Here is an 18,605-nt window from a genome sequence, read left to right as displayed (position 1 = left end):
AATGATAATGAAAAAACTCACCTTATTATCTTTAGCCGTATCGCTTGCGGTGAGCAGCACGTCAGTGTTTGCCAAGGTTTCAGCAGACGAAGCTGCCAAGCTAAAAACAGAGTTTACACCGATGGGGGCTGTGCGCGGCGCTAACGAAGACGGCTCTATCCCAGAGTGGACTGGCGGTATTACCGAATGGCCAGCTGGTTACAAACCGGGTGACCATCATCCAGACCCGTACCCAGAAGATAAAGTACTGTACACAATTACTGCGCAAAACATGAGCGAGTACAAAGACTTGCTAACGCCGGGTCAAATCAAGTTATTTGAAACATACCCAGAAACATTCAAAATGAATGTTTATCAAACGCGTCGCTCAGCATCGTATCCACAACACGTATACGATGAGTCAATTAACAATGCGAGTCGTACTGAGTTAGTAACCGGTGGTAATGGTATTGTAAATGGTGCTGTCGGTATTCCATTCCCAATGCCGCAAAATGGTTTAGAAGCCATTTGGAACCACATTTTACGTTACCGCGGTGTTTCAATGCAGAACAAAGCGGGTCAAGCAGGTCCTACGGCAAGTGGTGACTACACTTACATTGGTTTTGACCAGCAGTTGATGTTCACCTACCACGAGGAAGGCGCAACACCAGCAGAACTTGAAGAATCAAATATTGTTTTCAAGTTTAAGCAAAAGGTAAATAAACCTGCACGTATTGCTGGTACCGCATTGCTTGTTCATGAAACCATGGACCAAATCAAAACACCTCGCCAAGCGTGGACATACAACACAGGTCAACGTCGTGTACGTCGCGCGCCAAACGTTGCTTATGATGCACCGGGTACAGCGTCAGATGGCTTGCGTACAACCGATGATTTCGATATGTATAACGGCGCTCCAAACCGCTACAACTGGACATTAAAAGGTAAGCAGGAATTACTCATTCCATACAACGATTACCGCTTACACAGTGACAGCCTAAAGTATGATGACATTCTTCAGCCTGGTCACATCAACAAAGATCTAGTGCGCTATGAAAAACACCGCGTATGGGTGGTAGAAGCTAACTTGAAAGATGACACGCGCCATATCTATAAGAAACGTGTGTTCTACATTGACGAAGATAGCTGGCAAGTAGCGGTTACTGATATTTATGATAACCGAGATGAATTGTACAGAGTAGGTATTGCTCATGGTATAAACTACTATGAAGTGCCAACACAATGGACGACGTTGGAAGTTTTCCATGACTTGCAAGCTCGTCGTTATATCGCGATTGGCTTAGATAACGAAGAGTCCATGTATGACTTCAGTGTTAAGCTCAAAGACAAGGTGTTTACACCTGCAGCCTTAAGACGAGAAGGACGTCGTTAATCACATTTGATTAGCGATGAGCGGCTGGCACCTAGCCAGCCGTTTTTGTTTATAACTAGAAAGAAAGCGTGGTTTTAGGAATGAAGAATGTAGTTGCAGCGGCACTATGCTGTGCATTAGCGACAAAGGTTTATGCTGTTACCGAGCCTATGCCTGCGATACAAGCTCCTCTAGCGAGTAAATCTCTACTATTAGATATTCACCAGATAGAACAAGGTCAGTTAGTTGCTGTTGGCGAAAGAGGGCATGTACTCCTGTCAACTGATGGCGAAAATTGGCGCCAACAAGCAGTGCCAGTGCAATCAACACTCACGGCTGTCACCTTTGCCGATGAAGATCATGGTTGGGCTGTTGGTTACGATGCCACGATATTAGCGACCACAGATGGCGGTGCTACTTGGACTATTCAGCAATACTTACCTGAAAAGCAAAAACCTTTACTTGATATTGTGTTTAAAGATCAGAACAACGGTGTCGCTATTGGTGCTTATGGTTTGTTTTATCGCACAACTGATGGCGGTAAAAATTGGACAGAAGAATTTCACAGTGAGTTTTTACCAGAAGAAGATATTGAATACCTCAATGAGCTCAAGATGGAGGACGAAGAAGCCTACCTTGACGAGCGAGGCAGTATTCTGCCGCACTTTAATAAAATGGTCATGGATGGTCGCACATCATATCTGGTTGGCGAGATTGGTTTGATCGCAAAAAGCAACGATTTTGGTCAGTCTTGGGAGCAATTCGATCCTATTTATGAAGGTTCATTTTTCGATATTGAGCGAACGCAGCAAGGCAATTTACTCGCCGCTGGCCTAAGGGGCAATGTTTTTAGAAGCCTAAGAAATGGCACGCCATGGCAACATATTCAGACAGATTCCACAGCACTCATTAACGATATCGTATTAACCGATGATGATCGGTTACTGTTACTCGGTAATGGTGGTGCTTTATTGGTGAGTGAGGACGACGGTCAAAAGTTCGTCGCTTGGTCACAACCAGATGGTAAAGCACTTATCGCTGGTGTCTGGTTTAACAATCGTCTAGTTGCCGTTTCTGAAGATGGTGTTAGAACAATAACAATCGCGAAGTAGTGTTTATGAGTATTAATTCAGCAATCAATAAAATTGAAATCGGTATTTTTCGTCACCGAGCATTCGTCTTAGCACTATTCGTGGTGACGACTTTTGTGCTTTTGTATCAAGCAACGCATCTAAAACTCGATGCTGCTTTCACCAAGAATATTCCGCTTAATCACCAGTACATGCAAACCTACCTAAAGCATCAAAAAGATTTTGGTGGGGCGAACAACGTACTAATCTCCGTCTGTGATGTTGATGGTGATATCTTTAATGAACCCTTCTTTAACGCCTTAAAAGGCGTGCATGATCAACTTTTCTTCATTCCAGGCGTTGATCGTATTCAAGTGAAATCACTTTACTCACCAAGCACTCGTTTTGTTGAAGTTGTTGAAGACGGTTTTGCCGGTGGGCCGGTTATTCCTGCCAGCTTCAAACCAAGCGACGAAAAGGGCATGGCGGTTGTCAAGGCGAACATCGAAAAAGCCGGTATCGTGGGCCGAATCGTAGCTGACGATTACAGCTGTGCCATGGTCACAGCCACGTTAATGGAGATTGATCCTAATACGGGTGAGCCATTAGATACGTTAAAGATTGCCGAGCAATTAGAAAACGATATTCGCGCTAAGTATGAGAGTGATAAAGTGTCTGTACACGTTATCGGTTTCGCGAAAATGGTTGGCGACGTTGCTAATGGCGCGAAAAACGTTGTCACTTTCTTTGCCATTGCCATTGCCATTACCGCAGTGATGGTATTTTTCTTCTGTCGCTCGATTAGCTTAACCTTATTAACCATTGTTTGTTCACTGGTTGCGGTTATTTGGCAGATGGGGATGTTAGCCAGCCTTGGCTTTGGTATTGACCCAATGTCGATTCTTGTACCATTCCTAGTGTTTGCTATTGGTGTTAGTCACGCGGTGCAAATGATTAACTCAGTTGTTAAGCAAGTTGAATCAGGCATCAGTTGTAAGCAGGGCGCTCAGAACAGTTTCCGTGCCTTACTCATTCCAGGTGGTGTAGCGTTACTATCAGACACCATTGGTTTCATTACCTTACTATCAATTGATATCGGTATTATTCGCGAGTTAGCAATTACTGCATCACTTGGTGTGGCGATGATTATCTTGACTAACTTAGTGTTGTTGCCAGTGTTAATTTCTTACATGAAACTAGGTGGTGCTAAGCCAGTAGATGCAAGTGCTAAGCAGAAGTCGAACAAGAACGACGTTTGGCATATGATGGCGCAGTTTGCAACGCGTGGTCCTGCGACTGTTATTCTTGTGATTGTTGCAGGCTTGTATGCCTTTGGTTTATATCATGCGCAAAACATGAAAATCGGTGAGTTGCACGCTGGTGCACCTGCACTTCACGAAGACTCGCGCTACAACCAAGACACCTTCTTAATCACGGATCGATACGCGATTAGTGTTGATTACATGTCAGTGATTGTGGAGACTCAGCCAGATGCTTGTACCTCGTTTGAAACATTAGAAGTGATTGATCGCTTCCAATGGCATTTGCAAAATGTTGAAGGCGTGCAATCGGCTGCCAGCTTAGCGGCGGTGTCAAAAATTGTTAACGCTGGTTACAACGAGGGGAATCCCAAATGGCGTGTTATCCCGCGTAACCAACAAACACTCGTTCAATCGATTGCTAACGTGCCGACCACCAGTGGTTTATTAAACCGAGACTGTAGTGTGATGCCAGTGATTCTATTCCTGGAAGATCACAAGGCAGAAACCATTGACCGTGTTGTTAAAAGAGTCAAGGAAGTTGCTGAAGAGCTGAATACCGATCAACTCACGTTTAAATTAGCCTCTGGCCCTGTCGGTGTAATGGCTGCGACCAACGAAGCAGTAGAAGCGGCACAGTTACCGATGATGTTATACGTTTACGGTGCGGTTATTCTTCTTTGTCTAGTAAGCTTTAGAAGTGTGCGTGCAACCATCTCTGTTGTGTTACCGCTTTATATCGTATCAACGCTGGCGCAAGGTTTAATGACGGCGCTTGATATCGGCTTAACGGTATCAACTCTACCGGTAATTGCCCTAGGTGTTGGTATCGGCGTTGACTATGGTATTTATATCTTATCAACCATGAGTTTGCGTTTGCGCGAAGGTGACAGTGTGAAGAAAGCTTACTTAACTGCCTTACAAGAGCGTGGTAATGCGGTATTGCTAACCGGTATTACACTCGCAATTGGTGTGTCGACTTGGTTCTTCTCAGCACTGAAATTCCAAGTAGACATGGGGATTTTGTTAACCTTTATGTTCTTGGTGAATATGTTAGCGGCGATAATCGTCTTACCAGCGATTGCGGCTTATTTATGGCCTGAGAAAAAAAAGGAAAGTGCCAAATAAACAACTATGTTCGGTTTGATAGACCTGCATAATTAACCAAGAAAATGGCCGAAAGGCCATTTTCTATTTATCCCTTCTGAATAATCAATTACCCCTCGACAATGAGCTTGTCTAATTTGGTGCAACAGTGAGCTTTTGCACTAAAAAAGAACTCGCAAAACCCTAAGTTTCTTAATAAAATTGCCGCCGTTAGTCTATGCTGAACAGAATAGGCTATGTAAAGCACAGTTCGCTTGTTTTTTCGTTCATTTATGCTGCGCCTGAAATAACAATAATGATAAGTACGAGTCCGCTAAATCTTCGAATACGAGATGGTGTTTTAACCAAGACAATAATTACTCAACGCGTTTTATCCAAAAGGAAAGCGACATGGCGTTCGTAGACGGTTTACCCTCAGTTTTATTAACTAACGTAGCTCAATCTATCCAACAAAAAGTACCCGCGGAAACTGCGGCGTTAGTTGAGCACTTTGCTCAATTGCTATACGGAAATATTTCAACGACAGACTTAGCTAATCGCAACGATAGCGATTTATACGGCGCAACCATGAGTCTGTGGAATTCACTTAACGGTCATCAAGATGAGACCCCAGTGATCAAAGTTTTCAATCCAGAAGTGTCGAAACACGGCTGGAAATCTAGCCACACCATTATTGAAGTTATTGTGGCTGACATGCCATTTTTAGTTGATTCACTGAGAATTGCACTGAATCGCCAAGGTGTTTCGCCGCATTTAATGATCAATACGCCGATGCAAGTAGTGCGTGATGCCAAAAAACAAATAAAACAACTAGGCGCGTCAGGTGAGAAAAAACTGAGAAGCAGTAAAGTAGAAACGGTTTTCTTTATTGAAATCGATCGCCAAGACGACAGTAAAGTATTAAAGGCAATTGCTGACGATTTACACTCGGTAGTGAGTGATATTTCACTAACGGTTTCAGATTGGCAGCCAATGCTCAAAAAGCTGCAAGCAGTTGTTGCCGATGTAAAAAAAGCAAAAGTACCTTGCTCTGACCAAGAAAAGCAGGATTCATTAGAGTTTTTAGAGTGGATCGCAAACAATCATTTTACCTTGATGGGCTACCGCTCCTACGACATTAAAACGTTAAAAGGCGACATGGCGCTTGCGGCGAATGTCGACTCAAGCCTAGGCTTGATGAAAAATTCAAAGGGCACTGAACAACGCCTGATCTCAACGTTAAGTGAAACAGCTAGAGAAGTTGCGTTAGGTGATAGCTTACTTATTTTAACAAAAACCAATTCTCGCTCACGTGTGCATCGGCCTGCACACCTTGATTACATTGGTATTAAGCGTTTTGACGACAAAGGTAATGTCGTCGGTGAAGAGCGTTTTATCGGCTTGTTTGGCTCAGCGTACTACACCAACAGTGCGTTAGACTTACCTTTGATTAAATCAAAGGTTGCTGGTGTATGTGAACTCTCAGGCTTTGCACCGGGCTCGCACGCATACAAAACCTTGATCAATATCCTTGAAACTTACCCTCGTGATGAGATTTTACAATCAAGCGTTGTTGAATTACTGCAAAACGTCAAAGGCATTTTACAAATGCAAGAGCGTGATTACACTGGCTTGTTTGTGCGCCGTGATGCTTTTTCACGTTTCTACTCGTGCATGGTTTACGTGCCAAGAGAGCGTTACAACACCAAACTGCGCATTCAAACGCAGCAGCTATTAAGCGAAGCATTTGGCAGTAAAGAAGAGGTTGAATTTAACACTTACTTCTCTGAATCAGTGCAAGCGAGAACCCATTACATTGTTCGTGTCGATCACACAAAAGCAGATATCAACGTGAAAGAAATTGAAAAGAATTTGAACGAAGCCGCCCGAAGTTGGGATGATAAGCTTTCCGCGTTACTCAACACTCACAAAGGTGAGTCGGAAGGTAAAGCCTTGAGTCGTAAGTACTCAAAATTCCCGCAATCATATAAAGATGAAGTGCTACCGGGCACAGCAATCGTTGATATTGAGAAGCTTGAATCGGTATGCGAGAGCTGTCCGCTTGAAATGCTGTTTTATCAACCGCAGGAAGAAAAATCTGGTAGCCGCTTCGTTAAATTAAAGCTGTTCCACAAGGGCGAGCCGTTACATCTTTCTGATGTATTACCTATGTTGGAAAACTTTGGTCTGCGCGTGATTGGTGAGAGTCCATATGCAATTCGCACTGCCGATGGTGAAATGTGCTGGATTCTAGACTTCTCTATGTTGTTAACTGGCGATCGCGAGTTCAATTTAGAGCAAGTTCAAATGTTGTTCCAAGACGCCTTTGCGAAAGTATGGGCTGGTCAATTGGAAGACGATGGCTTCAACCGCTTGATTTTAGGTGCCGGCTTAGCGGGCCGTGAAGTATCTATTATTCGCGCATTCGCTAAATACGAGCGTCAAATTGGTGGGACATTCAGCCAAAGCTACGTAGAAGATACCTTTTCTCGCTATCCAAATTTGGCAGAGCTTTTGGTTAAATTGTTTAACCTGCGTTTTGCCCCTGCTGCTAAGCGCACAGACAAAGCGGTCAACAAGCTATTAGATGAAATCGAACAATCGCTAGATACCGTTGCTAATCTTGACGATGACCGTATTATTCGTCGTTTCGTTGAGATGATTAACGCGACAATTCGTACTAACTACTTCCAAAAAGATGGCAGTAAGCAAGACAAGTCTTACATCTCGTTCAAAATTTTGCCTGAGCAAATTTCTGAAATGCCGCTGCCAATGCCGAAATTTGAAATTTTCGTTTACTCTCCACAAGTTGAGGGTGTGCACTTGCGTGGTGGTAAAGTCGCTCGTGGTGGTTTGCGTTGGTCAGATCGCCGCGAAGATTTTCGTACCGAAGTACTCGGCCTAGTAAAAGCACAGCAAGTTAAAAATACTGTGATTGTACCGGTTGGTGCGAAAGGTGGCTTCGTTTGTAAACAATTACCTGTTGGCGGCACGCGCCAAGAAATTTTCGAAGCAGGTCAAGCGTGCTACAAAACATTTATTCGCGGCTTGTTAGACATTACTGACAACATTATTAAAGGCGATATTATCCCGCCAGTTGACGTGGTTCGTCACGACGAAGATGACCCTTACTTAGTGGTTGCAGCTGATAAAGGTACAGCAACCTTTTCTGATATCGCCAATGGTATTTCAGATGAGTACAACTTCTGGATGGGCGACGCCTTTGCCTCAGGTGGCAGCGTAGGTTACGACCACAAAGGTATGGGGATCACCGCAAAAGGCGCGTGGGAGTCAGTTAAACGTCATTTCCGTGAAATGGATATCGATTGTCAAACAACAGATTTCACGGCAATTGGTGTTGGTGACATGGCTGGTGACGTATTTGGTAACGGTATGTTGTTATCTAAGCATATTCGTTTACAAGCGGCGTTTAACCATATGCACATCTTTATTGACCCAGATCCCGTTGCTTCGACAACTTACAAAGAGCGTGAGCGCCTATTTAATTTACCAGGTTGTACGTGGGAAGATTACAACAAGGAGCTGATTTCTGAAGGTGGTGGTATTTTCAGCCGTGCGGCAAAATCAATTAAGTTAACACCACAGATCAAGAAAATGATCGGCACGCAAAAGCAAAGCATGGCGCCGAACGACTTGATCAAAGCCATTTTGAAGATGAAAGTCGACCTGTTGTGGAATGGTGGTATCGGCACTTACGTTAAAGGTGGCACTGAAAGTCACTTAGAAGTTGGCGATCGCGCCAACGATGCTTTGCGTATCAACGGCAGTGAATTACAAGCAAAAGTCGTCGGTGAAGGCGGCAACTTAGGTCTTACACAGTTAGGTCGAATCGAATACGCGGCCAACGGCGGCCGTATTAATGCCGACTCGGTGGATAATGTGGGTGGTGTTGACTGTTCAGATAACGAAGTTAACATCAAAATTTTGCTTAATGGCTTGGTACAAAGTGGTGATTTAACCGTTAAGCAACGCAACCAACTGCTTTACGATATGACGGATGAAGTGTCAGAGATCGTGTTGCAAGACTGTTATGATCAAACGCATTCATTGTCGATTACCGCAATGCGCGGCGCGCAGCAGTTGAAGGAGCAAACACGCTTTATTCACGGGTTGGAGCGTGATGGCAAACTAGATCGCGGTTTAGAATTTATTCCAAGTGACGATGAAATTGCTGAGCGTTTGGCACAAAACAATGGCCTAACTCGTCCAGAGCTATCAGTACTACTTGCCTACAGCAAAATGGTATTGAAAGAAGATCTCGTTTGTGAAGAAATCACCAAAAACCCATACCACGATCGCTTGTTGATTGGTGCATTCCCTCGCTTATTGCAAGAAAAATACAGTGCACAAATGCAAGATCACCCGCTGCGTGCAGAAATCATTGCGACTAAGCTTGCCAACAAACTTGGCAACGACATGGGTTTCAACTTCGTTAACCGTATGCAAGAAGAAACTGGCGCTAGTGTTGCCGAAGTTGCCAATTGCTACACTATGGCGAGCGAAGTATTTGAGATGGGCGCAGTCTGGCAAGATATCGCCGCACTAGACAATAAGATTGAAACCTTAGTGCAAACGGAAATGTTGTTCCAATTGCGCCGTAATGTTCGCCGTGCCACGCGTTGGTTCCTGAGACATCGCGACAAAGGTATGGATATCCAACAAGCGATTGATTTCTATCGCCCAACGTTCGAAACATTAGCGAAAAACTTGAATAAGTATATGGCTGCCGATGAAGTAGAGCAATTAACTCACGTTGAAGCTGACCTTGTGAAAGCGGGTGTGCCAAAGAAAACAGCGAAGCGAATTTCTCAACTGAGTACTTTATTCTCAGTGATGGATATTGCGGAAATTGCGGCAACAGATGGTCGTTCAATTGAGTTTATCGCTGAGCTTTACTTTAAACTGGGCGATCGCTTAGACCTGCACTGGTTCTTAGATCAGATTACTAAGCAGCCAGTAGCGAACCACTGGCAAGCACTCGCGAGAGCGTCATTTAGGGAAGAACTTGACTGGCAGCAAAGAGCGATTACTATTGTGGCCTTGAAAGTTGATGCAAACAGCAACGACAGTGATGCATTGCTGGCGCAATGGTTTGAGCAGAGCGCACAACCACTTGAGCGCTGGCAACATATTCTGGCTGACTTTAGAATGTCACCGACACATGAGTTTGCCAAATTCTCTGTCGCGTTAAGAGAGCTTATGCTGTTGAGTTTACACACAGCGGCATAATTAAAAAATGAAAAAAGTCCCTGCCTAGCGGGGACTTTTTGTATCGTTTAGGCAAACAAATAATTAAACACAAAAGAGGAAAACCATGTTGTATTCGGCGATTCGAAAGATGATGTTTCAAATTGATCCAGAAGCTATTCATAACTTCGCGATTAAAGGGCTACATCTAACCGGAAACTCACCATTAAAGGCCGTGTACAAACAAACTGTGCAAGATAAGCCAGTTGAAGTCATGGGAATTCGCTTTCCTAACCCTGTTGGCTTATCGGCTGGGCTTGATAAAAACGGTGAATGTATCCAAGCCTTTGCTGCGATGGGGTTTGGCTTTGTTGAAATTGGTACCATTACGCCGAGACCTCAACCGGGCAATCCTAAACCACGCATTTTTCGGTTAGAAGAGGCAAATGCTGTGATTAACCGTATGGGATTTAACAACAAGGGCGTTGATTACTTGGTAGAGCAAGTGCGAAAAGCCAATTTCAAAGGTGTGTTAGGCATTAATATTGGTAAAAATAAAGATACACCAGAAGAAAATGCAAAAGATGATTACATTCACTGCATGCGTAAAGTCTATGATTACGCTAGTTATATTACGGTTAATATTTCTTCGCCCAATACCCCAGGTTTGCGCTCATTGCAATATGGTGAAGCGTTAAATGAGTTGCTTGCTGCCTTAAAAATTGAGCAAAAATCACTGGCTGAGCAATACGGTAAATATGTGCCAGTCGCGGTAAAGATCGCACCAGATTTGACCCAAGAAGAAGTTGAAGGTATTGCTGATTGCTTAAAAACAAATGAGATTGATGCGGTAATTGCGACTAATACCACACTGGCTCGCGATAAAGTTGCGCATTTACCACATGGTGATGAGCAAGGCGGTTTAAGCGGCGCCCCAGTCAAAGAACAAAGCACGATTGTGATTAAGCAACTGGCACAAGCCTTAGCAGGGCAACTGCCAATTATTGGTGTTGGTGGCATTCAATCTGCCGAAGATGCGAAAGAAAAGCTTGCTGCAGGCGCCTCGCTGGTACAAGTTTATACTGGCTTTATTTATGAAGGGCCAAAACTGGTTAAAGATATCGTCGATGCGCTATAAGTGAATCGTTACTCTCACCTAGAATAAGCTAGCAACAGTTAAGCTTTGCTCACTTCTTTTCAACCCCAGCTTGATGTGAAGCTGAGGTTGAAATCTTATTATCTCGGCGATAAAGGTTTCGCCTTACCTCGTGATAATTCAGCTCTGCTCCTTTTTTAGCTGCTGATTACTTCATTAGTTTCGATAGAATAAATATGCATATTGGCTGGGTAATTACGCTTGGTATTCAGCATCGCCAAGTCGGTGAATACTTTTTGAGTCGCTAGTTAACGCCGAACTTACTCCTTTGATTTAGTCTGTTAATCATTTAATTTTGCAATTCGATGGGCTTTAAAAAAGTATATTTGAGCGTGTTTTATATAAAATAATCCATTGTTTATAAAGCATAAAAATTGTTCAGTGTTTGTAAAAGCTGGCTTTTGGAGGATGATTTTGAATAGCAAAAGTACAATGTGGGTGAATATTGTTCGTATGTGCTAATTATCGTTTAAATAGTATAAATACTTGTTTGAAATATTATTCATCAGTTATAAGATGAAATTGCATTACAACAGTATTACAACAATTTATGCAGTATAAAAAATTATCAATTATTATTAGCTCTCTTCTTCTTTCATCTTCATTTTCTCACATTACCCAAGCCGCAGGCTTTAAAATATATGAACAATCCACCAGTAGCATGGGCAATGCTTATGCTGGTCGTGGCGCAGTAGTTGAAGATGCTTCCATCGTGTATTCCAATCCTGCTGGGTTAACACAACTATCACGTGCTAGTTTATCCATCGGCGGTGGGTATATCTTTGGGCAGTCTGAATATTCCAATGTGTCGGCCACCAACGTACTGGGTCAACCTGTTTCGGGAGAAACTAGTGGCGACTTTGATATTAGTGAAGTGGTGCCGTATGCTTTTTACGCCTCGCCAATTAACGACAAATGGGCATGGGGTGTCGGCCTTTATGCGCCAGCCGCTATTTCAAGCACTTACGATGAAAACTTTATCGGCCGAAACTTCGCACAAGACACTGAATTAACCATTATCAGTTTACAGCCAACTCTCGCGTATCAAGTTTCCGAGCAATTCTCGGTAGGTCTTGGTGTTAGCGTTTCGTATGCAGAGGGGCGCTTAACTGCGTTTAAAGATATAGGTGGTCTTTGTGAGAACGCTGACTTTATTAATGCTGCCTATGCTCCACTGGGGTTAGGTGATGTTCACAATAGTAATTACTGTGATATTCAGTATGAGTTAGATAGTAGCGATTGGGCGGTTAGTGCCACATTAGGAGCACTGTGGCAGCCAAATCGTTCAACAAGCATTGCGTTTGTTTACAACTCAGCAATCGATCTAACCTTAGCGAACGATTTTGAAATTACGAATGTGCCTATTGTTGGCGCTGCCGCTGGCGGGCGTGATGATTTATTTATCGTTGCTCCTGAGTTACCCGCTGTTGATTTAAATACTGGTTTATTAGCTTCGTCACCACTTGAAAAAGAAGCGGCACAAATGGAGCTAACCCTGCCACAAAACTTTTCGATTAGTGTGAATCAAGCTTTGTCCCCTGAACTATCGGTACAAGCATCATTGCAATGGATGGATTGGAGTGAGTTCGACAATATCAGTATTATTAGCGAACAAGAATCTGGCGCTATTTCTCAAGTAACAGAAGCTGACTTAAACGAAGATGGCTACATTGCTTATATACCAGAAAAGTGGGAAGACACTTTTGCATTAGCGCTTGGTGTGACTTACCAATGGTCGTCTCAGGTTAAATTGAAAACGGGTGTGGCATATGACACCAGCCCAATTCCACAAGAGCGCAGAACGGCACGTATTCCAACGGATGACCGTATTTGGTGGACTATTGGTGGTAATTGGCAACTAAATAGTGATTGGACGCTAGATTTAGCCTATGGCTATATGTGGATGAAAGACACTAGCATTAATGAGTTTGAATATAATGTGCAAGATCAGCGTATAACCAATGCTAATTTAACCGCTGACTATGACACTAACGTTCACCTATTGTCTGTGCAGCTCAATTACTGGTTGTAGTTACACCTTAGTGACACAAACAAAAATGCCAATCATATGATTGGCATTTTTGTTTAAACGAGTTGGCTGGTAACGTTTGCGTTATTGCGCAGGTGTCGGTGTAGCTGCTGATTTGCTGGTCGAAGCACTATTTGCTGCTGGTCGTTCCATGCGCTCAATCAATAGCTTCACTGACGTATCAAGCTCAGCCACCATAGTTGCTAATTCTATTTGCTGTTGATCACGACTCGATGATTTGTTTTCCAAACTAGTTAACTGACTCGCAAGCTTTTCAATCTCTTGTTTCACCGACTGAGCCTTACCCAGTTGATCGGTAAGTGCATTGATATTAAATGCTGTTGCACTTTGTTTGTCGCCTAGCTCAATAATTGCAGTTTTATTCGTGAGAATTTCTGTGTTGGTTTCGGTCAGTTTATTTTCGGTTTTGATGGTTTTTGAACGCAGCTCTTTAATCTGTGCTTGGTTTTTACGCCATGCCGATGCCCACAGCTTGTCCATCTCGCTCCAAAGCTTGTCAGTCTTTTCGATTAAACCTTCAAGTTTCGCGCGCATCGCAACCGTTGATTCACCCATTTCTTCATCAGTCGCTGATAGCTGACGTTCTAGGTCAAGAATGCGGTTCTCTGCGGAAATAAGTTCCTGCTCGCGTTTTACATCTTGTTGAAATGCCCAGTAACCGCCAGCTGCAATCACGCCGTAAATTACTAGATTGTTTAAGATACTAAACGCAGAGCGTTTCTTAGGCGCTGGTTGGCTTGGCTCATTTGGCGTGCTTGGCGGTGTTGAAGAACCTGCTTTGCTCGGCTTTTTTGTACTGCGGTAGGCTTCTACCTGATCAAGATCAGGCTTAATGCTCGGAATATTATCGTCGATTGGGTTAGTCAAAACAGGAGATCCTAACTGTTTTAGAGAGTTATTCGGTAAATACGACTACTTTAAAGTAATTTTCATTAAAAATTAACTGACAAGTGTAAATAATCTTATTTGGGCGCTCATAAATTAAAAAAGGCGCTACTGATCATTTAGTAGCGCCTTTGATTGGGTGATAACAATCGTTTAAAACGTTAGCTTATTAGTAGCTGTCGTTATGTACCGACTGTACTGCACGACCTGACGGGTCGGCCATGTTTTGAAATGCTTCATCCCAAGCCAGTGCTTGCGGAGTAGAGCAGGCAACTGACTTACCGCCCGGCACACATTTGGCAGCACTTTCTAGTGGGAATTTCTCTTCAAACACAGTGCGATAGAAGTAAGCTTCTTTGGTATCTGGCGTGTTGACTGGGAACTTAAATTCCGCGTTTGCTAACTGTTGATCGCTCACTTGCGATTCAACATATTCTTTCAAGCCATCAATCCACGAGTAGCCAACACCGTCCGAGAACTGCTCTTTTTGACGCCATAAAATTTCTTCTGGCAAGTAGCCTTCAAACGATTCACGTAAAATGCTTTTCTCCATTTTACCGCCGCCACACATTTTGTCTTCTGGGTTAATGCGCATCGCGACATCAAGGAAGTTTTTATCCAAAAATGGCACGCGTGCTTCAATACCCCAAGCCGACATTGATTTGTTCGCTCGTAAGCAATCAAACATATGTAATTTGTCTAATTTACGCAGTAGCTCTTCATGGAATTCCTGTGCGTTTGGCGCTTTGTGGAAGTATAAGTAACCACCAAAAATTTCATCAGCACCTTCGCCGGAAAGCACCATTTTAATGCCCATGGCTTTAATTTTGCGCGCCATTAAGTACATCGGCGTTGAGGCACGAACGGTAGTGACATCGTATGTTTCTAAGTGATAAATCACTTCTTTTAACGCATCGATACCTTCTTGCTCGGTAAATACGACGTTATGGTGCACCGTACCAATCGCATCGGCAACTTTTTGTGCGGCGATTAAGTCAGGCGAGCCTGCTAAACCACAGGCAAACGAGTGCACTTTTGGCCACCAAGCTTCAGATAAGTCGTTTTCTTCAATACGGCGTGAGGCGTATTTTTGCGTAATCGCAGACACCAGTGAGGAATCTAAACCACCTGACAATAGCACGCCATATGGTACGTCTGTCATTAAGTGGCTTTTTACTGAGTCTTCTAATGCGGTGCGCAGCTTTTCTTTGCTGGTGTGGTTGTCTTTAATCGCATCGTATTGCATCCAGTTGCGCTTAAAGTACTTGCGCAATTCGCCGGTTTTGCTGTCTAGCACATGGCCAGGAGGGAATTCTTTAACCGTTTTACAAACCGGCATGAGTGATTTCATTTCTGAGGCAACATAGAAGTTACCGTCTTCATCAAAACCTGTGTAAAGCGGGATAATACCAATGTGGTCGCGAGCAATGATGTAGCGATCTGCTTTTTCATCGTATAAACAGAAGGCGAACATGCCTTGTAGCTTGTCAATAAACTCTGCGCCGAATTCCTTGTACAACGGTAAAATCACTTCACAGTCAGAGTGGGTTTGGAATTCGTAATCAACCGTTAAACTCGCGGCAAGTGTTTTGTGGTTATAAATTTCACCGTTAACGGCTAGTACGTGGGTTTTGTCTTCGTTATAAAGTGGCTGCGCGCCGTGCTCAGTATCAACAATGGCTAGACGTTCATGCACTAAGATGGCATTGTCGCTAGTGTAAATGCCAGACCAGTCTGGGCCGCGATGACGTAAAAGACGAGAACATTCTAATGCAGTAGGGCGAAGTGCCGACGCACTAGTTTTAATATCAAGAATACCAAAGATCGAACACATTGAAGTGCTACTCCTTTTTCCAAATTGTATGAGGTGCAGTGTTTTGTCGTGTAAAAATCGTGAGCAAACGACTGCGGATAAAAGTCCAATTAAAGCAAAACTATCTAACCGGTTAGTTAATTAATAACTACTATTGGACTGAGGTTAAATAGGGTTAACGTTAACACTTTAACAAACGGTTGACCGTCTGCAGTTGCTATTTAAAATGCCAGCTTCTCGCGAAAAAGCAACCCCTAATTTCACTAAAATGGTGAATACCTTAATAAAAACTCTATTTCTTATCCCAAATACCTGAATAGAGCTTGCCTTGGTAGTCGATATTTTGTGCAGAGAAGCTGATTTTAGGCTTGGTTTGACTCTGAACTGGTAACGACATTTGATTCGCCCGTTGTCGGCAGTAGTCTTTGAATAGCGCTTTGATAGTGGGGGTGAGCTGTACAATGGCAAAAATATTGACCAGCGTCATCAACCCTAATGCCATATCTGCCATCGCCCAAACATGGAAGAGTGAGGCGTTTGCACCCCAAAGCACCATGGCAAGATAACAACTCGTGTATATCCCACGCCCTAATTTGTTATCTAGTTTAAATAAATGTAGGTTGCTTTCAGCATAGGCATAGTTGGCAACTACTGAGGTAAAGGCAAATAGGGTAATTGCCGCGGCAACAAAATAAACACCACCCTCGCCAATGTGCGCTGTCATCGCATCTTGGGTGAGGCGAATACCTTCCATTTCACCGCTCATGGGCAGGTCGGCCAGTAAAATAATCACGGCAGTACAAGTACAAAGCACAACGGTATCAACAAATACACCAAGCATTTGCACATAACCTTGAGCAACTGGGTGATTAGGGGTAGGGGAAGCACTTGCCGAAGCATGGGGCACAGAGCCTGCGCCAGCTTCATTCGAATACAAGCCTCGCTGAATTCCATTTTTAATGGCGGCACCGAGCGCACCTGCACCAGCTTCTTGTAAACCAAAGGCAGACGCTAAAATATCACCTATTAAGGCTGGGATGTGCTCAATGTTGAGGGCTGTGACGGTTAGCGCCGCCAAAATATAGGCAATCCCCATAAATGGCACAACTAGCTCTGCAAAGCGGGCAATACTTTTAAAACCGCCCATGACAATCACACCAGCAAACAGGGTAATGGCAAGCCCGGAATACATGTGTGGAATATCTAGCGCGTGATTGAGTGCGTCGCTAATGGTATTGGCCTGCATCGCACTAAAACTAAAGCCATAACCTAAGAACAAACAAATAGCGAATGCCACTGCCAGCCAAGGCTTATTCAAGCCCATTTTTATATAATAGGCAGGACCACCGCGATACTCTTTATGATCGTCTTTCACTTTGTAAAGTTGACCTAAAATGCTTTCGGCAAAACCTGTCGCCATCCCTAAAAAAGCAATCACCCACATCCAAAAAACAGCACCCGCACCGCCCAGTGAAATCGCCACCGACACACCTGCTAAATTACCAGTACCAACGCGGGCAGATAAGCCAGTGCACAACGCCTGAAAAGAGCTAATGCCAGCGCTATCGCCTTTAGTGCTGTTTTTCATCACCGAAAACATATGGCGAAAATGGGCAAATTGAACGAATTTCAGTTTGAAGGAAAACCAGAAACCGGCAAACACCAGTATATAAATGAGGAGTTGACCAGAGCCCCACAGCAAGTTATTAACATTGCCAACGGTGGCGTTAAAAAACTGATCAAACATGCGACTTCCTTATTTGTTGTTTGGGTTTACTTTTTGAGTCAACTTACCTTAGCGTATTCTAAATCACTGTGCACGCTTACATTTTTTAAGGCTTTTGAGAGGGCGCTAAATGAATGCCGCGAGTATACAGGGGATTCAGCCATCCGCCATTTCAATGGTTGGTATATCAAAAGTTTCGATGGGTGTTTTTGTTAATTGCGTTGAGATTTGTTGTTTTGATAACGAGCGTCAGGCTGTACTTGAACAAAAAATGATATGAGAAATAGGAAACTTTAGACGAAAAAAAAGACTATCAATGGATAGTCTTTTTATCTTACCTATTGAGGTAATTATGTGGCTCCCCTGGTCTGATTTGAACAGACGACACATGGATTAACAGTCCACCGCTCTAACCAACTGAGCTACAGGGGAATAAACTTTTACTTGCCATCATTTGATGGGCTTTTTTCTTTAACTCAACGCTTATTAAAGGTGAGTTAAGAAGTATTTGGCTCCCCTGGTCTGATTTGAACAGACGACACATGGATTAACAGTCCACCGCTCTAACCAACTGAGCTACAGGGGAATAAACTTTTACTTGCCATCATTTGATGGGCTTTTTTCTTTAACTCATCGCTTATTAAAGGTGAGTTAAGAAGGATTTGGCTCCCCTGGTCTGATTTGAACAGACGACACATGGATTAACAGTCCACCGCTCTAACCAACTGAGCTACAGGGGAATAAACTTTTACTTGCCATCATTTGATGGGCTTTTATCTTTAACTCATCGCTTATTAAAGGTGAGTTAAGAAAGAATTTGGCTCCCCTGGTCTGATTTGAACAGACGACACATGGATTAACAGTCCACCGCTCTAACCAACTGAGCTACAGGGGAATAGTGTTTATTCTGTAGTGAAACTTACCGTTTAATGGGCTTGCCTCGCTAACGGGGCGGAATATTATAGTCCGTAAGTGAGAGTGTCAACACAAAAATGACAAAT

The 18,605-nt window shown here is 43.4% G+C and carries 9 protein-coding genes and 4 tRNA genes; 6 read left to right on the top strand and 7 right to left on the bottom strand.

Annotated features, from left to right (window positions below):
- Positions 1-4: 4 nt before the first annotated feature.
- From DXX93_RS11705 to DXX93_RS11680, 6 genes are all read left to right on the top strand, one after another.
- A complete protein-coding gene (locus DXX93_RS11705; RefSeq protein WP_116009934.1) occupies positions 5-1,372 on the top strand; it encodes a DUF1329 domain-containing protein in 1,368 nt (455 codons plus the stop codon).
- An 80-nt stretch (positions 1,373-1,452) separates the two neighbouring features.
- Entirely contained in the window at positions 1,453-2,463 is a 1,011-nt protein-coding gene (locus tag DXX93_RS11700; protein WP_116008249.1) for a WD40/YVTN/BNR-like repeat-containing protein, read from the top strand.
- 5 nt (positions 2,464-2,468) lie between these two features.
- A complete protein-coding gene (locus tag DXX93_RS11695) occupies positions 2,469-4,808 on the top strand; it encodes an efflux RND transporter permease subunit (RefSeq protein ID WP_116008248.1) in 2,340 nt (779 codons plus the stop codon).
- A gap of 369 nt (positions 4,809-5,177) precedes the next feature.
- A complete protein-coding gene (locus DXX93_RS11690; RefSeq protein WP_116008247.1) occupies positions 5,178-10,016 on the top strand; it encodes an NAD-glutamate dehydrogenase in 4,839 nt (1,612 codons plus the stop codon).
- Between the two features lie 85 nt (positions 10,017-10,101).
- The gene (pyrD, locus tag DXX93_RS11685) at positions 10,102-11,112 is read left to right on the top strand and encodes a quinone-dependent dihydroorotate dehydrogenase (RefSeq protein ID WP_116008246.1); all 1,011 of its coding nucleotides are present in this window, start codon (positions 10,102-10,104) and stop codon (positions 11,110-11,112) included.
- A gap of 568 nt (positions 11,113-11,680) precedes the next feature.
- Entirely contained in the window at positions 11,681-13,162 is a 1,482-nt protein-coding gene (locus DXX93_RS11680; protein WP_116008245.1) for an OmpP1/FadL family transporter, read from the top strand.
- Between the two features lie 81 nt (positions 13,163-13,243).
- On the opposite strand, the gene DXX93_RS11675 is transcribed toward DXX93_RS11680, so the two are convergent.
- The 7 genes from DXX93_RS11675 to DXX93_RS11645 form a co-directional block, all read right to left on the bottom strand.
- On the bottom strand, positions 13,244-14,047 hold the full coding sequence (locus tag DXX93_RS11675; RefSeq protein ID WP_116008244.1) for a hypothetical protein: 804 nt from the start codon (positions 14,045-14,047) through the stop codon (positions 13,244-13,246).
- A gap of 187 nt (positions 14,048-14,234) precedes the next feature.
- A complete protein-coding gene (gene asnB / locus DXX93_RS11670; RefSeq protein ID WP_116008243.1) occupies positions 14,235-15,899 on the bottom strand; it encodes an asparagine synthase B in 1,665 nt (554 codons plus the stop codon).
- Positions 15,900-16,170: 271 nt separating this feature from the next.
- The gene (locus DXX93_RS11665; protein WP_116008242.1) at positions 16,171-17,625 is read right to left on the bottom strand and encodes an alanine/glycine:cation symporter family protein; all 1,455 of its coding nucleotides are present in this window, start codon (positions 17,623-17,625) and stop codon (positions 16,171-16,173) included.
- A gap of 334 nt (positions 17,626-17,959) precedes the next feature.
- Positions 17,960-18,036, bottom strand: a tRNA-Asn gene (locus DXX93_RS11660).
- Between the two features lie 77 nt (positions 18,037-18,113).
- Positions 18,114-18,190 (bottom strand) — tRNA-Asn (locus tag DXX93_RS11655).
- Between the two features lie 77 nt (positions 18,191-18,267).
- Positions 18,268-18,344 (bottom strand) — tRNA-Asn (locus DXX93_RS11650).
- A 78-nt stretch (positions 18,345-18,422) separates the two neighbouring features.
- Positions 18,423-18,499, bottom strand: a tRNA-Asn gene (locus DXX93_RS11645).
- Positions 18,500-18,605: the final 106 nt, after the last annotated feature.

It is taken from the genome of Thalassotalea euphylliae, from assembly GCF_003390335.1.
GTDB classification, from domain to species: domain Bacteria; phylum Pseudomonadota; class Gammaproteobacteria; order Enterobacterales; family Alteromonadaceae; genus Thalassotalea_F; species Thalassotalea_F euphylliae_B.
The sequence above is the reverse complement of the archived record's forward strand: the minus strand, read 5'-3'. Positions and strand labels throughout refer to the sequence as shown.